The 16,739-nt window shown below is 39.2% G+C and carries 16 protein-coding genes; 6 read left to right on the top strand and 10 right to left on the bottom strand.

What is annotated here, in order from left to right; all coding sequences use genetic code 11:
* Position 1 precedes the first annotated feature (1 nt).
* The 3 genes from modB to B806_RS0115780 all read right to left on the bottom strand — a co-directional run bounded on the left by modB (position 2) and on the right by B806_RS0115780 (position 2,006).
* Positions 2 to 694: a molybdate ABC transporter permease subunit gene (modB, locus tag B806_RS0115790; protein WP_017386941.1), complete on the bottom strand. Its 693-nt coding sequence runs from the start codon at positions 692 to 694 to the stop codon at positions 2 to 4.
* Positions 691 to 1,476, bottom strand: a complete 786-nt coding sequence (gene modA, locus B806_RS0115785) for a molybdate ABC transporter substrate-binding protein (protein WP_017386940.1) — start codon at positions 1,474 to 1,476, stop codon at positions 691 to 693. Before modA ends, modB begins: the two co-directional genes overlap by 4 nt.
* A gap of 179 nt (positions 1,477 to 1,655) precedes the next feature.
* The gene (locus B806_RS0115780) at positions 1,656 to 2,006 is read right to left on the bottom strand and encodes a LysR family transcriptional regulator (RefSeq protein WP_017386939.1); all 351 of its coding nucleotides are present in this window, start codon (positions 2,004 to 2,006) and stop codon (positions 1,656 to 1,658) included.
* Positions 2,007 to 2,227: 221 nt separating this feature from the next.
* On the opposite strand from B806_RS0115780, the gene antA reads away from it, so the two are divergent.
* From antA to B806_RS0115760, 4 genes are all read left to right on the top strand, one after another.
* Positions 2,228 to 3,643: an anthranilate 1,2-dioxygenase large subunit gene (antA, locus tag B806_RS0115775; RefSeq protein ID WP_017403214.1), complete on the top strand. Its 1,416-nt coding sequence runs from the start codon at positions 2,228 to 2,230 to the stop codon at positions 3,641 to 3,643.
* A 2-nt stretch (positions 3,644 to 3,645) separates the two neighbouring features.
* Entirely contained in the window at positions 3,646 to 4,137 is a 492-nt protein-coding gene (gene antB / locus B806_RS0115770; protein WP_002113729.1) for an anthranilate 1,2-dioxygenase small subunit, read from the top strand.
* Between the two features lie 5 nt (positions 4,138 to 4,142).
* The gene (gene antC, locus B806_RS0115765) at positions 4,143 to 5,177 is read left to right on the top strand and encodes an anthranilate 1,2-dioxygenase electron transfer component AntC (protein ID WP_080752674.1); all 1,035 of its coding nucleotides are present in this window, start codon (positions 4,143 to 4,145) and stop codon (positions 5,175 to 5,177) included.
* Positions 5,178 to 5,625: 448 nt separating this feature from the next.
* Positions 5,626 to 6,684 (top strand): AraC family transcriptional regulator, encoded by a 1,059-nt coding sequence (locus tag B806_RS0115760; protein WP_017386936.1) that lies wholly within the window; start codon positions 5,626 to 5,628, stop codon positions 6,682 to 6,684.
* A 54-nt stretch (positions 6,685 to 6,738) separates the two neighbouring features.
* Here B806_RS0115760 and B806_RS0115755 read toward each other — a convergent pair whose 3' ends face one another.
* From B806_RS0115755 to B806_RS0115735, 5 genes are read right to left on the bottom strand one after another with little or no spacing between them, the layout of a single operon-like run.
* Positions 6,739 to 7,686, bottom strand: a complete 948-nt coding sequence (locus B806_RS0115755; RefSeq protein WP_017386935.1) for a transporter — start codon at positions 7,684 to 7,686, stop codon at positions 6,739 to 6,741.
* 52 nt (positions 7,687 to 7,738) lie between these two features.
* Complete coding sequence (locus B806_RS0115750; RefSeq protein WP_017386934.1) at positions 7,739 to 8,269, bottom strand: flavin reductase family protein; 531 nt, start codon at positions 8,267 to 8,269, stop codon at positions 7,739 to 7,741.
* Positions 8,270 to 8,297: 28 nt separating this feature from the next.
* Positions 8,298 to 9,536 (bottom strand): styrene monooxygenase/indole monooxygenase family protein, encoded by a 1,239-nt coding sequence (locus B806_RS0115745; protein ID WP_005069273.1) that lies wholly within the window; start codon positions 9,534 to 9,536, stop codon positions 8,298 to 8,300.
* A gap of 43 nt (positions 9,537 to 9,579) precedes the next feature.
* The gene (locus tag B806_RS0115740; RefSeq protein ID WP_017386933.1) at positions 9,580 to 10,365 is read right to left on the bottom strand and encodes an SDR family oxidoreductase; all 786 of its coding nucleotides are present in this window, start codon (positions 10,363 to 10,365) and stop codon (positions 9,580 to 9,582) included.
* An 11-nt stretch (positions 10,366 to 10,376) separates the two neighbouring features.
* Complete coding sequence (locus tag B806_RS0115735) at positions 10,377 to 11,627, bottom strand: dienelactone hydrolase family protein (RefSeq protein WP_017403213.1); 1,251 nt, start codon at positions 11,625 to 11,627, stop codon at positions 10,377 to 10,379.
* 369 nt (positions 11,628 to 11,996) lie between these two features.
* On the opposite strand from B806_RS0115735, the gene B806_RS0115730 reads away from it, so the two are divergent.
* Together B806_RS0115730 and B806_RS0115725 are read left to right on the top strand one after the other, a co-directional pair.
* Positions 11,997 to 13,208 (top strand): OprD family outer membrane porin, encoded by a 1,212-nt coding sequence (locus tag B806_RS0115730; RefSeq protein ID WP_227504976.1) that lies wholly within the window; start codon positions 11,997 to 11,999, stop codon positions 13,206 to 13,208.
* Between the two features lie 16 nt (positions 13,209 to 13,224).
* Complete coding sequence (locus tag B806_RS0115725) at positions 13,225 to 14,568, top strand: MFS transporter (protein WP_017386930.1); 1,344 nt, start codon at positions 13,225 to 13,227, stop codon at positions 14,566 to 14,568.
* Between the two features lie 69 nt (positions 14,569 to 14,637).
* Here B806_RS0115725 and B806_RS0115720 read toward each other — a convergent pair whose 3' ends face one another.
* Positions 14,638 to 15,624 (bottom strand): AraC family transcriptional regulator, encoded by a 987-nt coding sequence (locus B806_RS0115720; protein ID WP_005076090.1) that lies wholly within the window; start codon positions 15,622 to 15,624, stop codon positions 14,638 to 14,640.
* Positions 15,625 to 15,948: 324 nt separating this feature from the next.
* A complete protein-coding gene (locus B806_RS0115715; RefSeq protein ID WP_017386929.1) occupies positions 15,949 to 16,734 on the bottom strand; it encodes a 3-hydroxybutyrate dehydrogenase in 786 nt (261 codons plus the stop codon).
* Between the last annotated feature and the right edge of the window lie 5 nt (positions 16,735 to 16,739).

The following is a 16,739-nucleotide window of genomic DNA, read 5'->3' as shown; positions in this document are numbered from 1 at the left end:
TTTACCGCCCTAAACGCTTCTTTTGATAACGATGAAACCACTGCGCAAACCATAATGCCAGAAAAGCCACGCTTAACGATAAAACAATAAGCCGTTGAATAGCGGCCTCTGTATCTGGTTGTTGCATTAAGCTATATATAGCTAAAGGCAAAGTACGCGTTTCATTTGAAATATTACCCACGAAGGTAATGGTCGCACCAAACTCACCTAAACTACGGCAAAAACATAAAATAGCACCAACTAAAATGCCACTGCTGGCAAGAGGTAAAGTGACATGAAAAAATGCCCCTAAAGATGAAGCTCCTAATGTCTTTGCTGCCATTTCTAAACGCTGATCGACCAATTCAATTGCTAGTCGAATAGATTGCACCAAAAGCGGAAAACCCATCACTGCCGAAGCAAGAACAGCGCCTTTCCAGTTAAATGCAAAATCAATTCCGATCGGTGCCAAATATTGCCCAATAATGCCGCGACTGCCAAAAACTTGTAAAAGCAAATAACCAGGTACAACTGGCGGTAGCACTAAAGGTAAAAACACCAATGTTTCAATGAATGACTTACCCCAGAACTCTTTACGCGCCAAAAACCATCCCACACAAATTGCAGGAATAATACTGACGACAAGACAACTTGCTGCCACCTTACAAGAAAGTTGCAGAACGCTGAGCTCTTCTGGGGTTAAAGAAAACATCATGGCTTGACTGGAGCCAACACGCTAAAACCATACTTTTTAAAGACGGCTTTAGCTTGGTTGCTTTGTAGAAATTGATAGAACTTTATTGAATTCGGATTTTTTTTAATCAACCCTACAGGATAAATAATTGGCAAATGCGTATTTTCCGGAAATACGCCAGCTACTTTTACGTCTTTGCTAATCGCTGCATCAGTTGCATAGACAATCCCCACCTGACATTCACCGCGCGCAACAAAATTTAATGCCGCCCGAACATCTTCTGTTTCAACTAACTTTGGCTCAATACGGCTCCACCAACCTAAGTTAGTAAAAGCTTGTTTAGCATATTTGCCTACAGGCACACTTTTGGTATCCCCTGTACAAATCTTGCCTGTAAACACTTTATTGGGATCGGTCGTTTTATCTAGTTTTATATTTAGTGACTGCCCTTTAGGGGTAATTAGAACCAGACGGTTGCCTAATAAATTTATACGGTCATTTGCTGCAACTAATTTTTTATTTTGCAGATAATCCATCCACTGGGTATCAGCAGAGATAAATACATTAGCTGGTGCCCCCGCTTCAATCTGTTTCGCCAATGTCGATGAACCTGCATATGAGGTTTTAACTTCTATATTATTTTTTTTTTCGTAAATTTTTTCTAAATCGTTAATCGCATTCGTTAAGCTCGCTGCTGCATAAACGGTAACCGATTCAGCCTTGGCTGGAACATTAAAGACCAATCCTATGCTGAGGACTGAACAGGTTAAAGCCAATTTTTTTATCTTCGTATCACTTACCATTATTTTTACCTTTTTGTCGTTTTTGCAGCGATATATACCCAAGAATATAGCGATAACCATAGACGATGAAAAGTAGAAATTATTTATAAAGATGGATATTTTTTCTGAGCAACTGAAAACTATTGGTAGATAAAACTGATTCGCGCTTAAATTCTTTAATTTATAAAGTATTTCTCATCTTATTTCTTTAAATAGCTACTCATGATTTGATAGTCCTGTTCTAAGGCTTGTCGAGCATTGATTTCCATTTGTCGGTAATGCTCTAAGACTTTTTGGCCTATAGCTGTAACGGCTGCCCCACCTCCGTGTGTTCCGCCTGTTTGAGTTTCAACTAAAGCTGTTTCAAAGCACTGGTTCATGGTGTTTACCAGCTGCCATGCACGGCGGTAACTCATATTCATAGATTTTGCAGCTTGTGAGATCGAACCAGTTCTTTCAATTGCTTCAAGTAAATCTGCTTTACCCGGACCAAATGCGATGTTTTGCTCTAAAAGAATTCTAATTTGTAATTTTAAGTTTTGTTCTTTCATAGACTTAGTTCACAAAATTTCATTTTATGCTCCTTAACATTATAAGGAACTTTGATAGGTTAAAACACATACAAATTTAAATCTCTACTCTTTCATAAAAAGAGTTCATTTAAAAAATCAAATCTGCACAAAGTGGATAAAGATCTGGAAAAAACGGATAGAGGCTAAGGCCTAATCGCGGTTCAATCAGTTAAAAGCTGATTGATTGGAGGATTGAGCAAATGACCTCATCTAATTTAAAACAATGGAATGATTTTATAGATGGATGTATCGACTTCCGTCCTAACGATGGCGTGTTTCGTATTGCACGTAATATGTTTACCGAGCCTGAACTATTTGACTTGGAAATGGAACTTATTTTTGAAAAGGTTTGGATTTATGCATGTCATGAAAGTGAGATTCCAAACAATCATGATTTCCTAACCGTTCAAATTGGCCGCCAACCGATCATTGTAAGCCGTGATGGTAAAGGCGAACTACATGCCATGGTTAATGCTTGTGAGCATCGTGGAGCGACCTTAACACGCGTTGCTAAAGGCAATCAGTCTACATTTACTTGTCCATTCCACGCATGGTGCTACAAGTCAGATGGTCGTTTGGTTAAGGTAAAAGCGCCTAGCGAGTACTGTGAAGATTTTGATAAATCAAGCCGTGGCTTAAAACAAGGCCGTATTGCCAGCTATCGTGGATTTGTATTTGTAAGCCTTGATACTCAAGCAACAGATTCTCTAGAAGACTTTTTGGGCGATGCAAAACTGTTTCTTGATTTAATGGTTAACCAGTCTCCAACAGGTGAACTCGAAGTACTTCAAGGCAAGTCATCTTATACATTTGCAGGTAACTGGAAGCTACAAAATGAAAATGGCCTAGATGGTTACCATGTCAGTACCGTTCACTATAACTATGTCTCTACAGTCCAACACCGTCAGCAAGTCAATGCATCAAAAGGTGAAGAACTCGATACGCTTGACTATAGCAAGTTAGGTGCCGGTGACTCAGAAACTGACGATGGCTGGTTTAGTTTCAAAAATGGTCATAGCGTGCTGTTTAGTGACATGCCGAACCCAACTGTTCGTCCGGGCTACAGCACAGTTATGCCGTATATGGTCGAAAAATATGGTGACAAATATGCCGAATGGGCAATGCATCGTTTAAGAAACTTGAACTTGTACCCTAGCCTATTTTTTATGGACCAAATTAGTTCACAGCTTCGTATTGTTCGTCCTGTCGCTTGGAATAAAACCGAAGTCATCAGTCAATGTATTGGTGTTAAAGGTGAATCTGCTGAAGCGCGCCGTAACCGTATTCGCCAGTTCGAAGATTTCTTTAATGTGTCGGGCCTTGGTACACCAGACGATTTAGTTGAATTCCGTGAACAGCAAAAGGGTTTCCAAGCACGACTTGAACGTTGGAGTGATATTTCGCGTGGTTGTCAGTCTTGGGAATATGGCGCAACTAAAAACTCACAAGATTTAGGCATTCAACCCGTCATTACTGGCCGAGAGTTTACCCACGAAGGACTCTATGTAAATCAACATGGACACTGGCAACGCCTAATGCTCGACGGCTTAAATAAAAAAGCGCTGAAAATGCAAGATATTACTTTTGAAAACAATGCCCTAATGGATGAGGTGTAACCATGTCACAAGAACTACATTTTGCTGTATCTCAGTTTTTGTACAAAAAAGCAGAACTTTGTGACGCTTATGACTGGGATGCCTACCTAGAGCTTTACGATGAAGATAGTGAATATCATATTCCACAGTGGATTGATGACCATAACTATGTTCAAGATCCAAATCAGGGTTTGTCTTATATCTATTATGCAGACCGTACTGGACTTGAAGACCGTGTATTCCGTATTCGTACAGGAAAAGCTGCTTCTGCAACACCGTTACCACGTACGTTACACAGCATGAATAACATTCGAGTTAAAACATTGGATGATGGATTAATTGAAGCAAAAGTTGCATGGCAAACGCTTTATAACCGTCAAGGCTTAGAAGGCTGTTTTTACGGACACGCTACTTATCTTTTACGCCAAACAGCAGATGGTTTCCGCATTCGTCGTCAGCACAGCATTTTGCTGAATGACAAAATTGATTCCGTTTTAGACTTCTATCACGTTTAAGGGGAATGAAAATGGGACATTCAGTTGCACTTAACTTTGCCGATGGCAAAACCTTTTTCATTTCGGTAAATAACGACGAATTGTTGCTTGATGCAGCAGTTCGCCAAGGAATTAACCTACCGCTAGACTGTCGTGAAGGTGTTTGTGGTACCTGTCAGGGTCAGTGTGAAACTGGTATTTATGAACAAGAATATGTTGATGAAGATGCATTAAGTGAGCGTGATTTGGCTGAGCGTAAAATGTTAGCCTGCCAGACACGTGTGAAATCAGATGCAGCTTTTTATTTCGATCACGATTCAGCAATTTGCAATGCTGGTGATACCTTAAAAATTGAAACCAAAGTGACTGCGGTTGAGCTGGTTTCTGAAACAACAGCAATCTTACATCTTGATGCGAGCAGTCATGCTGAACAGCTTCAGTTTTTACCGGGTCAATATGCTCGTTTGCAAATACCGAATACTGAAGATTGGCGTTCTTATTCTTTTGCAAATAGACCAAATGCAACCAATCAACTACAGTTTTTAATTCGTCTCTTGCCAGACGGTGTGATGAGTAATTACCTGCGTGACCGTTGTCAGGTTGGACAAACCCTACTTATTGAAGCACCGCTTGGTAGTTTCTATTTACGTGAAGTACAGCGACCACTGGTTTTTGTGGCGGGTGGAACAGGCTTGTCAGCTTTCTTGGGAATGCTTGATAACTTGGTTGAGCAACCTAACTCACCTGCTGTTCAGTTATATTACGGCGTAAATAATGAGACTGACTTGTGTGAACAACAGCGTTTACAGGCCTATGCAGAACAGCTTCCAAACTTTAGTTATCACCCGATTGTGACTAAAGCAACTGAAGCTTGGCAAGGTAAAGCAGGTTATATTCATGAGCATTTAAATAAAGATCAACTGGCCGAGCAGGCTTTTGATATGTATTTATGTGGCCCACCACCGATGATTGAAGCGGTGAAAAATTGGTTAGATGAGCAAGCTTTGCAAAACTATCGTATTTACAGCGAGAAGTTTTTACAAAGTAATACCTCACGTTAAAAGTATAAATAGCTTAAAAACTACTAGACCTGAAATGATTCAATATACTCTGCAAGGGGTATATTGATTTTTTGCATTTAAATTAAAAGTTTTTATATATCAATAATATAAAACAATTAATTCCGACAAAATAAATTGACCAGCTCACTCGGATTTGCTATAAATTTTGGTAGATCTTAAGGAATAAGATCATGATGAGATTAACTTATAGCACCTTTTATATCCCCCTATTCTATTTCTCGAATGTATTAAATTGATGGACAAAATCCGATGAAAAGTTTGAGAAAATCACATTAATTAGCGGTTAAATTGGTCTGTATTTTGCTTATATCTCATTGTAATTTGCGAGTAACTTAATTTTTTAAGTGCCGTATTTACTTGCTGTGCAGCGAAGTTTTAAAACTTTTACAACACAAGTAAATACAGGAGTGAGCCAAAAGGGATAAATATGAACCAAGCCAACTCCCCAGAACTCAGTGGGCGTCATTTTCAAAATGAGTCTATCTTTACCAATCATAATCTGGTGTTCGATCACCACGATTTAAGCGAAACCTGCCGAAATGTAGGCCAAATTTTTAAACCGCATGATCTTAAAATCTCTCATCAGAAGCGAGATTTCAGTGCAACTATGCACCATGTTAAAACAGGCGCATTGTCTATTAGCCGCTTGGAATATGGCGCAGATGTCATTATTGAACCAGATCATCTGGATAACTTTTACTTAATTCAAATTCCAACTCAAGGCTACGCAGAAATCGAGTTTGGTTCACAAAAGTTTATTTCTTATTCTCAAGTTGCATCTCTTATTTCACCTCAGCAATCTTTACGTATGCGCTGGCATGCGAACTCACCGCAGCTCATTCTAAAAGTGTCAAAGAATGATTTTACTTACCATTGCCATCAGCACATTGCCGATTCAGAGAACAACTTACTCGTTTTTGACCCAAAATTAGACTTTTCTACACAAAGTGGAGCCTATTTTTTACAGCTTGTTAGAACATTGATGGATGCTTTAGCCTGTGAACAACATCCACTCCATCATCCTTTAGCCTTTAAACAATTTGAGTCAAATTTGTTTAATGCACTTATTTATGGTCAACCCAATAATGCGTTGCATAAAATAGACCAGCATAAAGAAAAAACAGTCTCTCCTTATTTCGTGAAGCGCACAGAAGCCTACATAAAAGAACATTTACATGAGCCGCTTAATGTCGAGATTTTAGCTGAACATGCAGGCGTGAGCGTGAGAACACTATTTACTGGTTTTAAAAATTACTTGGGGACAACCCCAATGTCTTATCTAAAGGAATTACGCTTTGAACAAGCTCATTTAGAACTCATGCATAATGAAAATCTATCGGTCACAGACGTTGCATTTAAATGGGGATTTACTCATTTAGGCCGTTTTTCTCAAGAGTATAAACGCCGTTATGGCGAATTACCTTCTTCTACCCGCCGATCTGGTCACAGTGAAGGCGCAGGCTTAATTACTTCAATTTTTTCTTAAAACAAATAGAGAAAAGCCTTTTATATCGATGAATATAAAAGGCTTTTTTATGACTTAGAAATGATGGACATAACGAACTTGCAGTCGTGTTCCCTCTGGGCGGTTTTCAGCATCTTGCTCAAAATAAGCATTTGCAACTAAATGGTCATTTTTAGAAAAACTATACATCGCACCGGGGCCAATAGCCCACACTTGTTCACGTCGGCCTTTGACTTTTTCACCATCCACTTCAGTATCTGTCACTTGTTTTAGCCAATAGCCATTTAGTCCTAAGCGGAACTGTTCGGTAATGGCATAGTCTGTTGCAAAGTTTGCATGAATTGCTTGCCCAGCTTGCATATCATTTGCTCCCGCAAAAGCAGAGCTTGGGTCATGATTTTTAAAGTTATAGAGATAATGGATGCGTGTCGAAGCGGTCCATTTGGGATTAAACCAATATGTGGCAGCCCAATACGGGTCAAATGAAACAGCGTTATTACCTGGATTAATATCTTTTTGCTGGTCGTATTCCCCAGTAGGTAAATTCACCTGAAACTCAAAACGATGTACAAACTTCGGCCCTTGTGCCCCCATGACTGGATCGAACTGAATAAAAGGTCCGATCATAATGTCCCCAAAGCCACTTTGGGCCTTAATAGCAACATTATTCAAGCCATCATCCATGTCCATTTTACTGACAAAAGGAATTAAAAAATTCATACCTAGGCTGGCTTTATCTTTTACTCGGACATTTGATAAATAACTAATCTGTTCAACCAGTACTTGATAATTTAAATCTGTTTTAGGTAAACCGAGTTTTTGTCCATTGGCATCGACTAATTTATTGCTATCGTAATTTTGAAAATAGGTTTGAGCATACCAGCCAGGCCCAGCGGGTAATCCGCCATCGAGAAAGCTAGTCATGCCTAAATTTACGGTCGGTAAATCATAGGCATGTGTAACCAATGGCAAACCCAACAATGTCCCTGCTAAAAATCCATGTTTAATTAAAGTGCTTTTCATCTTCTTATTTCCTATAAAAAATCACGACCGGATTGATCGTGATTGTGGTGAATTAACCTGCTAATTCTGGATGCTCAGCGGCAATCCGATACTTTCCTGCGTGGAATACCAATGGTTCACCTTGGCGTTGTTGGTATTGTTCAATTTGACCAATAAAAATCAGGTGATCTCCGCCCTCATACTGATTTACATTACGGCAAACCAAGGTTGCGAGTGCATCAGTCAAAATTGGAACGCCTGCATTGCATTGTTGATGGGCAATACCTGCAAATTTATCTTCAGCACCTCGAGCAAAATGTCCCGAAAGCTGGTGATGCTCCTGTGCCAACATGTGAATGGCAAAATATTCAGCCTCTACAAAATCAGATAAACTTGGCGCTGTTTTTGAAAGACTCCACAAAATTAATGGTGGGTCTAAAGACAGTGAGGAAAATGAATTGGCGGTCATGCCTATTTTTCGACCATCTTTACCACGAGTTGTAATCACGGTAACGCCTGTTGCAAACTGACCAAGCAAGTTACGGATTTCTCTTGGGTTCTCAGCATTAATCGCTTGTAAAGCTAAAGTTTCAATTGTGTCCATTTTTAATTCTCCCTTTGCTGTTTTGGCCTTAAGCAACTTTTGCTGTGGTTTTTGAGGCCAAGAATGCTTGAGCCTGATTTGCATCAAACCACCAAGGAGCAAAAGCGCGCGGGTCATCAAAGTTATTGGCCATAATCGAAGCAATGCTCTGGTTTTGGCTTGCAGCTGCTAGTAGTTCAACAACATGTGGCTGCGGTGGTACTAACAAACTATTAGTCCAAGCCACGACTTTTTCTGCATAAGCCCAATAACGTTCAAAAGTTTGAGCCATCCATTGTTCGCTAAATCTTTGATTATCATTGGCTAAAATGGCATCGAAATAGATTTTGCTACACTTAGCAGCGTTGTTTGAGCCTTGACCAGTAATTGGATCATTGACCACCAAGGCATCTGCCATACCAAAAATTTGCTTGCCAGACGGTAATGTCAAAATTGGTTTGCGTACTGTCGGCGGGAAACGCCCTGCCAAATATCCGCCTGCATCGGTTAGCTCAACATTTGTGCAACGTTCATATTCCCAAGGCACAAATTTTTTGAGCAAATCCAAACTACATTGCAGATGCTGTTCAGGTGTTTTGACATCTTGCCAACAGTCCATTGGCCCATTTGGAATACCTTCAAAGACCATAATGTCGCAAGGCCCATTCACGGTAAGTGCTGGAAATGAAAAGTACTCACCGACTTCGGGAATAATGTTAAAAGTCACACGAGAGTATGGTGAAATTGGCTTCATATTTTTGACATAGGTCAAAGCCAAAGCGCGCTGAGGTTTATCAAAAACACTGCGTGCATCATCACGCTCAAACTGTTTAACAACTTCACCTTTACCAGCCGCGAGTAAGACAAGTTCGTAGTCGTTTGCGAGTTGTTCTAACTCTTCTATACCAACATCCTGAATCACCAATCGACCGCCACGGCGTTCAAATTCTTCCATCCAATATGGCATTTTGACGCGTTGATCGACTGATTGAGCGTAGCGCTCAAGACGAGCACTCCATTCAAATGCTTTACCGCCATTTTCAGGGTTAACTAAAGCTAGCCCAATGCCTTCTACTGCTGGACATTGTTCTTCCCAGAAATTTAGTCCCAAGTCACGTTCAGTTTGTAAAGCGGTATGAAACATACACTGGCTTGACATGACTTTACCTTGACGGATTTCGTCGGCAGTTCGATTGGTGATCATGGTCACGTCATAACCTGTATCTAATAACCCCAAACCAAGCTGTAAACCAGACTGTCCTGCTCCAACAATTGCAATACGGCGCATAATATTCTCCATAATTTTCTAAATGTACTTTTAAAACGCTGTGCTATTCGGCTAAGCGTGGAATAGCAGGCTGTGATCCTTCAGGGCCCATCACTGAATAGCCACCGTCGACTGCGTAATCTGCTCCGGTGACAAAGCTTGCAGCAGGTGACAATAAAAACAAAACAACATTGGCGACTTCTTCGGGATGGCCCAATCGGCCTAGCAAGTGGTAATCGGCTGCCACGCTATCGGCCTTTTCACGGTTATTACCACTGACTTCTGCAATGACACGAGACCATGTCCAACCCGGAGAAACTGAATTGACGCGAATACCATCGGCAGCAAAATCCATTGCCATGCTTTGTGTGAGTTGACGTATCGCGGCTTTAGACACTGGATATAACCAGCGCCCTGTTTGTGCCACTTTGGCCGAGATTGAAGTAAAATTAACGATTGAACCTTGCTGCTTTTTTAGATCAGTGTATAAAGCACGGCTCAGCTCAACGATAGAGACCAAATTAATATCGAGTGCTTGTAACCAGTCCTGACGTGAAGATTTAAAACCGTCATCTAAATAGGTACATGCTAAATTCACCAAGTAACTCACGTCACCTAAATGTTGGTGAATATCTGCCACAGCTTGTTGAATAGCCGCATCACTGGTTAAATCGGTTTGAATAAACATCACATCATGGTTAAAGCTTTCTGCAATTGCTTTGCCTTTAGCATCAATATCTAAAATTGCGACATGAGCACCCGCACTCACCAAAGCTTGCACAACAGCTTTACCAATGAGTGTTGCGCCACCACTCACCACAGCGACTTTTCCTTTTAAATCTATATTCATTGCAATACTCCTTAATTGACTGGCTTGCCTTCACTACTTGACCAAGATGGCATCAAAGTATTGGAAGGAAGATCTTCATCAAGAAGTTTTCGTGCTGTCTCGACACCTGCAACTGGCAAGCCTGTTGGGTCTAATAAACCAATTTGAACGAGCACCGATGCTTGGTCCCAGTAAATATGCTCATGGCACAACTTTGACCCTCTAAACTGGATCACACCTAACATTGGAATTTCGACATATTTACCAGTCGGTTTTACACCCGGTAATAACCAGTCAATTTCAGCGTCGTGGGTAAAGCTCATAATGAACTCGTCTACCACTTGCGTTGAGCCAACCGTACGAGAGATCGAAGTGATCTTCATATCTTTCGGGTTTTGATGAACAAAGTGATATTGATAAAAACGGGCAAGCTGGCTTTGACCTACACCACCAGTTAAGGTTGGAATATGGTTGACATAAGGTTCAGCAACCATCGTTGCCATGGTAGCTGGCACGTCACGCGTATCGAACTCATGACGAATATGCTCTTCCCATAGCGCCACTAGGTCATATTTCGGCCCAATCGTTTCATGTAGTGCTGTTACTGTACGCTCGTGAGCAAAGCGTGCTGAAGGTTTGTGGTAATGGTTGCTTTTTGGTCGTGCAAAGGCATGATCAACACCTTCGTAAACATAAGCTTGTACATTTGAATATTGGTTGGCTGCATTGACAATCGCTTGTCTAGCGTCTGGCGGTGTAAATTGGTCCAGTTCTGCAATATGCAAAACCAAATGACCCTTTACGTTAGCTAACTCATCTAACGCTTTTTCAATGCCTACACCGTAATAACCTACAGCACATGCCACTTCCGAAAGTCGACAACCTGCTAGATACGCAAGCTTTCCACCTAAACAATAGCCAACCACTCCGAGACCTGTAGAGGTATCACATTCTGGTCGTGTCTTTAAAAAAGCTAAGCTGTCTTGAATATCTTCAACACCGAGGTTTTCATCATATTGCTGATAAAGTTCAAAAGCTTTTTGAAAGTCATCTGGTGTATAACCCAGTTCGATATTAGGTGCTACACGCCAAAATAGATCAGGAACTAAAACGGTATAGCCTTCTTCTGCAAGAAATTCTGCTTTTTCTCGCATGGCGGCATTCACCCCAAAAATTTCCTGACAAAGCACCACTCCAGGTCCTTTTCCTGTTTCTGGTGTCGCTAAATACGCACTGAACTGCTTTCCAGATGCAGTTTTAATTTGAATGGTTTGACCAGCCATAGTGTCAACTCCTGACATTGTTATGGCTTTATCTTCTATCCGAATTTTTTTTTAGACTGTCCAAAAGCTGCAAGCACTATCCAATCTCTGCGTAATTATCAAAATCAATCAAACTGGATAAAAATTAAAAAAAATAAGAAACACCTATATTTCAAAAGTTTAAATTAAAAAATTAAATTAATGCTTTTTATCTAATTTGGAAAAAATGGATGAAGATTAGGACTTATTGGATAGTGACGATTGGCTAAAAATAGTTCAATCAAGTCATGTAATCCGTTTGATTACATAAAAAAAGCCCAGTCATTTTCTAAATTAAGGCGTTTATTTATGCAGCGACCATGGCCAATTTACGGACAACAAAAAACGTTAATGCTCATCAATATTTTATGTTGTAGTGCATTTTCTACTCAGGCTTATTCAGCGGATGAAGAATGGAAATTTACATTAAAAAATGCATATATAGACAGAAACTATGACAATCCGGATGTAAAAGATACAGGTAGCTGGTCGCAATCAGTTTCTCTATTTTACAACTCAAATATGCATGATACGCCGTTAGAAATTGGTGGAACCCCAATTCAAATTGGCGCAAATGCTTCAGCACAATATGCGGTTCGTTTAAGCCAAGATAAACATGTTGCAGATACGGTATTACCTTTCGATAAAGCGACGCAGTCCCAAGCACCCGATTATCTAAAATATGGTGCGACCTTAAAGTTAGGCTATAACAAAACGCTACTCAGCATTGGTGAATTATGGCTGGATTTACCCGTAACCACTGTAGATGCAAGTCGACAACTTCTAACGTCTTATTGGGGAACTAATCTTAAGAGCCAGCTAAACGATAAGCTTTTTGCAGAAATTGGCCGTATTGAAAAAGTATCACCGCGAAATGAAGAAGACTTTCATCGATTTTCTTTTACTTCAAAAGGTGTGACTGGTTACTCCGACGGCCTTAACTATATAGATCTTCGCTATCAATTTACGCCTACGCTGAAGGGTGAATATTACTTTGGAAATATGGAGGATTTATATAACAAACATTATGTGGGAATGGACCACATATGGAAAAACGCTAATTTTTCAGTTAATTCAAAATTCAAATATTTCAATGCTAAAGATAATGGAAATCTATTTGACATTGACGCACAAAACGTAGGGTTATTAGAAACGCTTAAAGTAAAAAATCACAGCTTTGGTGTGGGTTATCAGCAAATTATTGGTGAGTCTGCTTACCCGTTACCAGATGGTTTCTTGCCTGAAACTTATTTCATTAACTGGAACACGACTGGTTTCTTCAAACAAGATGAAAAATCTTATCACTTCATCTATGGCTATGACTTTAAAGATTATGTGCCTGGTTTAAATACCACTTTCAAATATGTATATGGCGATCACTTTAAGACAGCAGATGGCTTAAAAAATAAAGAAAGTGAAGCAAACATTATTGTCAATTATGCCCTTCAACAGCCACTCCTCAAAGGTTTAGCTCTTCAATACATCTTCATCAATTACGACGTTAAGCATGGAAATGATTTCTCAGAAAACCGTTTCTTCGTCAATTACAGCAAAAAATTTTAATGAATAAGGAATACGTATGAAAACGATAGATGCAAACACGATTATCAACCGCGAAAAACTGTCTCCATTACAGTGGATGGTTTTTATCCTGGGCTTTTTTGTCTTCTTCTGTGATGGTTTAGACACCGGAATTATTGGTTTTATTGCTCCTGCGTTATTAGATGATTGGGGGATTACCAAGCCTCAACTTGCTCCGGTTTTAAGTGCTGCCTTAGTCGGTATGTCGATCGGTGCAATCATTTCTGGGCCTTTGTCCGATAAATTTGGCCGTAAAGGTGTGATTGTTTTTACCAGCCTTTTGTTTTCCATATTTACGATTTTGTGTGGCTTTGCCAATTCAACCCAAGACTTAATGATTTATCGCTTTATTACAGGTGTTGGTTTAGGCGCAGCCATGCCAAACATCAGTACGATTGTCTCTGAATATATGCCCGTAAAACGTAAAGCATTCCTTACAGGTCTTGCTGGCTGTGGTTTTATGCTGGGTATTTCTTGTGGCGGTGTGTTGTCAGCTTATCTATTAGAAAGCTATGGCTGGGCTAAGGTTATTATTATTGGCGGAAGCATTCCCCTAATTTTAGTGGTTGCTTTATTGCTTAAATTACCTGAATCAACTCAATACTTAATTACACGTCATCAACAAGACAAAGCTCAGCGTATTTTAGAAGATATTCAAGGTCATTCCTTCCAAGAGCCAGTAAAACTTGTTTTAACTCAAGCAGAAAATGCTTCAGATGAAAATCCAGTTAAAGTGGTTTTAGGAAAATATCTGTGGGGTTCAAGTATGCTTTGGCTCTGCTGCTTTACGAGTCTTTTAGTGTTTTATCTTTTAACAAGCTGGATGCCAACAATTTTAAAAACAGCTGGTTTTAGTACGCAACAGTTTAGTTTAATTGCCGCGATTTTCCCTTTTGGTGGTGTGATTGGTGCAACCATTATGGGATGGTACATGGATAAACTAAACCCAACTACAGTCATTAAATATTCATATCTCATCGCTTTCGGCCTATTCATTGTTGCTGGTCTGGTGAGCTCAAATATTTTCTTGTTAGGTCTTACTATTTTCTTAATTGGTGCCTTACTCGCTGGTGCTCAGTCCTCATTACTGCCACTTGCAGCTATGTTCTATCCAGCAGTTTGCCGCGCGGTTGGTGTTTCATGGATGCATGGTATTGGTCGTATCGGTGCAATTTTAGGTGCTTTCTTTGGCTCGCTCATTTTTACTTTTAACCTAAGCTTAAGCGGTATTTTCTTTATTCTAGCAATACCAACTTTCATCTCATTTATTGCACTTAGTCTCAAAGTGATTTATGAGAAATCTAAAAACAAACAAGTGTTAAAGCTCGAAGAAAGTTTATAAATATTAGGCAATAAATAAAAAACTGATTTAGTTGCCTAAATCAGTTTTTTTATTTGGAAAAATTAAACATTAGAAAATTTTCCCTTTAGTCTCACTTGGATTTTCTCCAAATTCTTCACGATACTCTTGAGAAAAACGACTTAAATGGTTAAAGCCCCAGTCATAGGCAAGCTTTGAAATAGAAACCTTTCTATCTGCTCCTGTAGTGCTCAAAATCTTATAAATTTGTTGGAGACGATATTTTTTCAAATACGACATTGGACTGGTGCCATAGTATTGTTGAAATTCATCATACAATTTTGATTTTGAAACCCCTGCAAGACGCTGCAAGTCTTCTGCACAGATTTCTTCATGCGCATGTTCAATAATAAAATTACGAACCTTACGGATATAAGCTGGTTCATCTTGATGTGAGAGTGACTTTAAGGCTTCAGAGTAGTTATTTTCTTGAGATAATAGTAAGGCTTTAATTACAAAATTTTCATAGTCTTCAGATAACATCTGCAAACCATAAAAATTACTATATTGCGATTTTAGCTGTAAAAAATTCTGAATATTCTTCCACCATGCACCAATCAGTTGCTCCGAGTCCAGATGCATTTCAGGGTTAAAAATGATAGGCGTTTCTATAGGTTTATTCAGTAGATCTGCAAGGACAATCTGCATACTTCGCTCAGGAATAACCACCTGAAATTTTCTGCAATCTTTATCAATAATCAAATCTTGTTGATCGTTATTTGAAACAATAAGGCCTCTGTTTTCATCAGACTGATAATGAGCGCCACGAATGTTGAGAGCTTGTCGACCTTGTATAGGTAAACTAATGCTATACGCTTTTAAATTTGAGATGTTGATGGCAACGTTTGCACCATAACTGATTGTACCGATTGCCATTTTTTTATTAGGCAAACGCATTCCGTCATAGTGAAAATCGAGAGTGTCTTTGTAAATTGTGTCTAGACGGTGTTCACCACAAATCGTGGACATCAAATTCTGCGCAAATTCAGCTTTACGTGAATAATGATTGAGTTCCATCTGTTGGCTGAGTGATATCATATCCTTTTCACCTAGCTAAATAACTTATTGCTTAAAAAGCAACTTGTATGCCAATTAATATCCTTTAATTGACGAGTTTTCCTGAAAAATATCGAATCAAGAAAGAGAGTAAAGATTACTTTCTCATACTCTATTAAATTTTAAAAATAGAAATAAGTTAAATACCTTTAAAGTATAATTTTATACCTTAACAAACTTATTTTATTAGATTTTTTATAAGCAAATAGAGTAGATATAAATCATTATTTTGAACAATAGACTATCGTAAGTTATTTAAAATAAAAAACCGCCTATTTAAAATAAGCGGCTTTTTAAACAGTTAAATTATTGAGCAGTGTAACCACCATCCATAACAACAGCTTGGCCTGTTACCCCACCTGCTTTGCTACTCGCAAGGAAAATCGCATAGTCAGCAATTTCTTCAACAGAGAGCAAACGCTTTTGAGGAACCATTGCCAAAATCACATCTTCAAGTGCGCTGTCTAAACTTACATTACGGGTTTTAGCCAAATCTGCAATTTGCCCACGAACCAAAGGTGTATCTACATAACCCGGGCATAGAGCATTTACCGTAATACCATCGCGTGCACATTCTAATGCCGCAACTTTTGTTAGGCCAATTACGCCGTGTTTAGCACTGTTATAACCTGCTTTTCCAGCGAAACCAATTAGTCCATTAATTGAGGCCATATTAATAATACGACCATATTTTTGAGCTCTCATAATTGGAAAAACATGTTTAATACCAATAAATGCCCCAGTTAACATGACCTGAACCAACTTTTGAAAAACTGCTGTTGGGAACTCTTCAATAGATGAAACGTGTTGGAAACCAGCATTATTAATTAAGATATCAACCGTACCAAAAGTCTTTTGAGTAAGCTCAATGGTTTGTTTATAAGCATCTTCATCAGTCACATCGCATGGTGCAGATAATGCATCAAAACCTTGCTCTTTAAGTGAGTTCGCTGTTTCTTGGCACTTTTCTGCATTCATATCAGAAATGACAACTTTGGCACCTTCTTGAGCAAATTTCTTAGCAATTTCTAGACCTATACCACTTGCAGAACCTGTAATAAAAGCGACCTTACCGTCTAAAAGTTTTGTCATTTATT

Origin of the sequence: Acinetobacter sp. TG2027, from assembly GCF_000302435.1 — a bacterium.
GTDB lineage: Bacteria > Pseudomonadota > Gammaproteobacteria > Pseudomonadales > Moraxellaceae > Acinetobacter > Acinetobacter pittii.
The sequence above is the reverse complement of the archived record's forward strand: the minus strand, read 5'-3'. Positions and strand labels throughout refer to the sequence as shown.

Bases quoted from the DNA above. Each gene is read 5' to 3' on its own strand.
- antA (WP_017403214.1), top strand. From the start codon at position 2,228: ATGACCTCATCTAATTTAAAACAATGGAATGATTTTATAGATGGATGT.
- B806_RS0115745 (WP_005069273.1), bottom strand. From the start codon at position 9,536: ATGCGCCGTATTGCAATTGTTGGAGCAGGACAGTCTGGTTTACAGCTT.
- B806_RS0115750 (WP_017386934.1), bottom strand. From the start codon at position 8,269: ATGGACACAATTGAAACTTTAGCTTTACAAGCGATTAATGCTGAGAAC.
- B806_RS0115720 (WP_005076090.1), bottom strand. From the start codon at position 15,624: ATGATATCACTCAGCCAACAGATGGAACTCAATCATTATTCACGTAAA.
- antC (WP_080752674.1), top strand. From the start codon at position 4,143: ATGAAAATGGGACATTCAGTTGCACTTAACTTTGCCGATGGCAAAACC.
- B806_RS0115760 (WP_017386936.1), top strand. From the start codon at position 5,626: ATGAACCAAGCCAACTCCCCAGAACTCAGTGGGCGTCATTTTCAAAAT.
- modB (WP_017386941.1), bottom strand. From the start codon at position 694: ATGATGTTTTCTTTAACCCCAGAAGAGCTCAGCGTTCTGCAACTTTCT.
- B806_RS0115780 (WP_017386939.1), bottom strand. From the start codon at position 2,006: ATGAAAGAACAAAACTTAAAATTACAAATTAGAATTCTTTTAGAGCAA.
- modA (WP_017386940.1), bottom strand. From the start codon at position 1,476: ATGGTAAGTGATACGAAGATAAAAAAATTGGCTTTAACCTGTTCAGTC.
- B806_RS0115755 (WP_017386935.1), bottom strand. From the start codon at position 7,686: ATGAAAAGCACTTTAATTAAACATGGATTTTTAGCAGGGACATTGTTG.
- B806_RS0115740 (WP_017386933.1), bottom strand. From the start codon at position 10,365: ATGAATATAGATTTAAAAGGAAAAGTCGCTGTGGTGAGTGGTGGCGCA.
- B806_RS0115715 (WP_017386929.1), bottom strand. From the start codon at position 16,734: ATGACAAAACTTTTAGACGGTAAGGTCGCTTTTATTACAGGTTCTGCA.
- B806_RS0115725 (WP_017386930.1), top strand. From the start codon at position 13,225: ATGAAAACGATAGATGCAAACACGATTATCAACCGCGAAAAACTGTCT.
- B806_RS0115735 (WP_017403213.1), bottom strand. From the start codon at position 11,627: ATGGCTGGTCAAACCATTCAAATTAAAACTGCATCTGGAAAGCAGTTC.
- antB (WP_002113729.1), top strand. From the start codon at position 3,646: ATGTCACAAGAACTACATTTTGCTGTATCTCAGTTTTTGTACAAAAAA.
- B806_RS0115730 (WP_227504976.1), top strand. From the start codon at position 11,997: ATGCTCATCAATATTTTATGTTGTAGTGCATTTTCTACTCAGGCTTAT.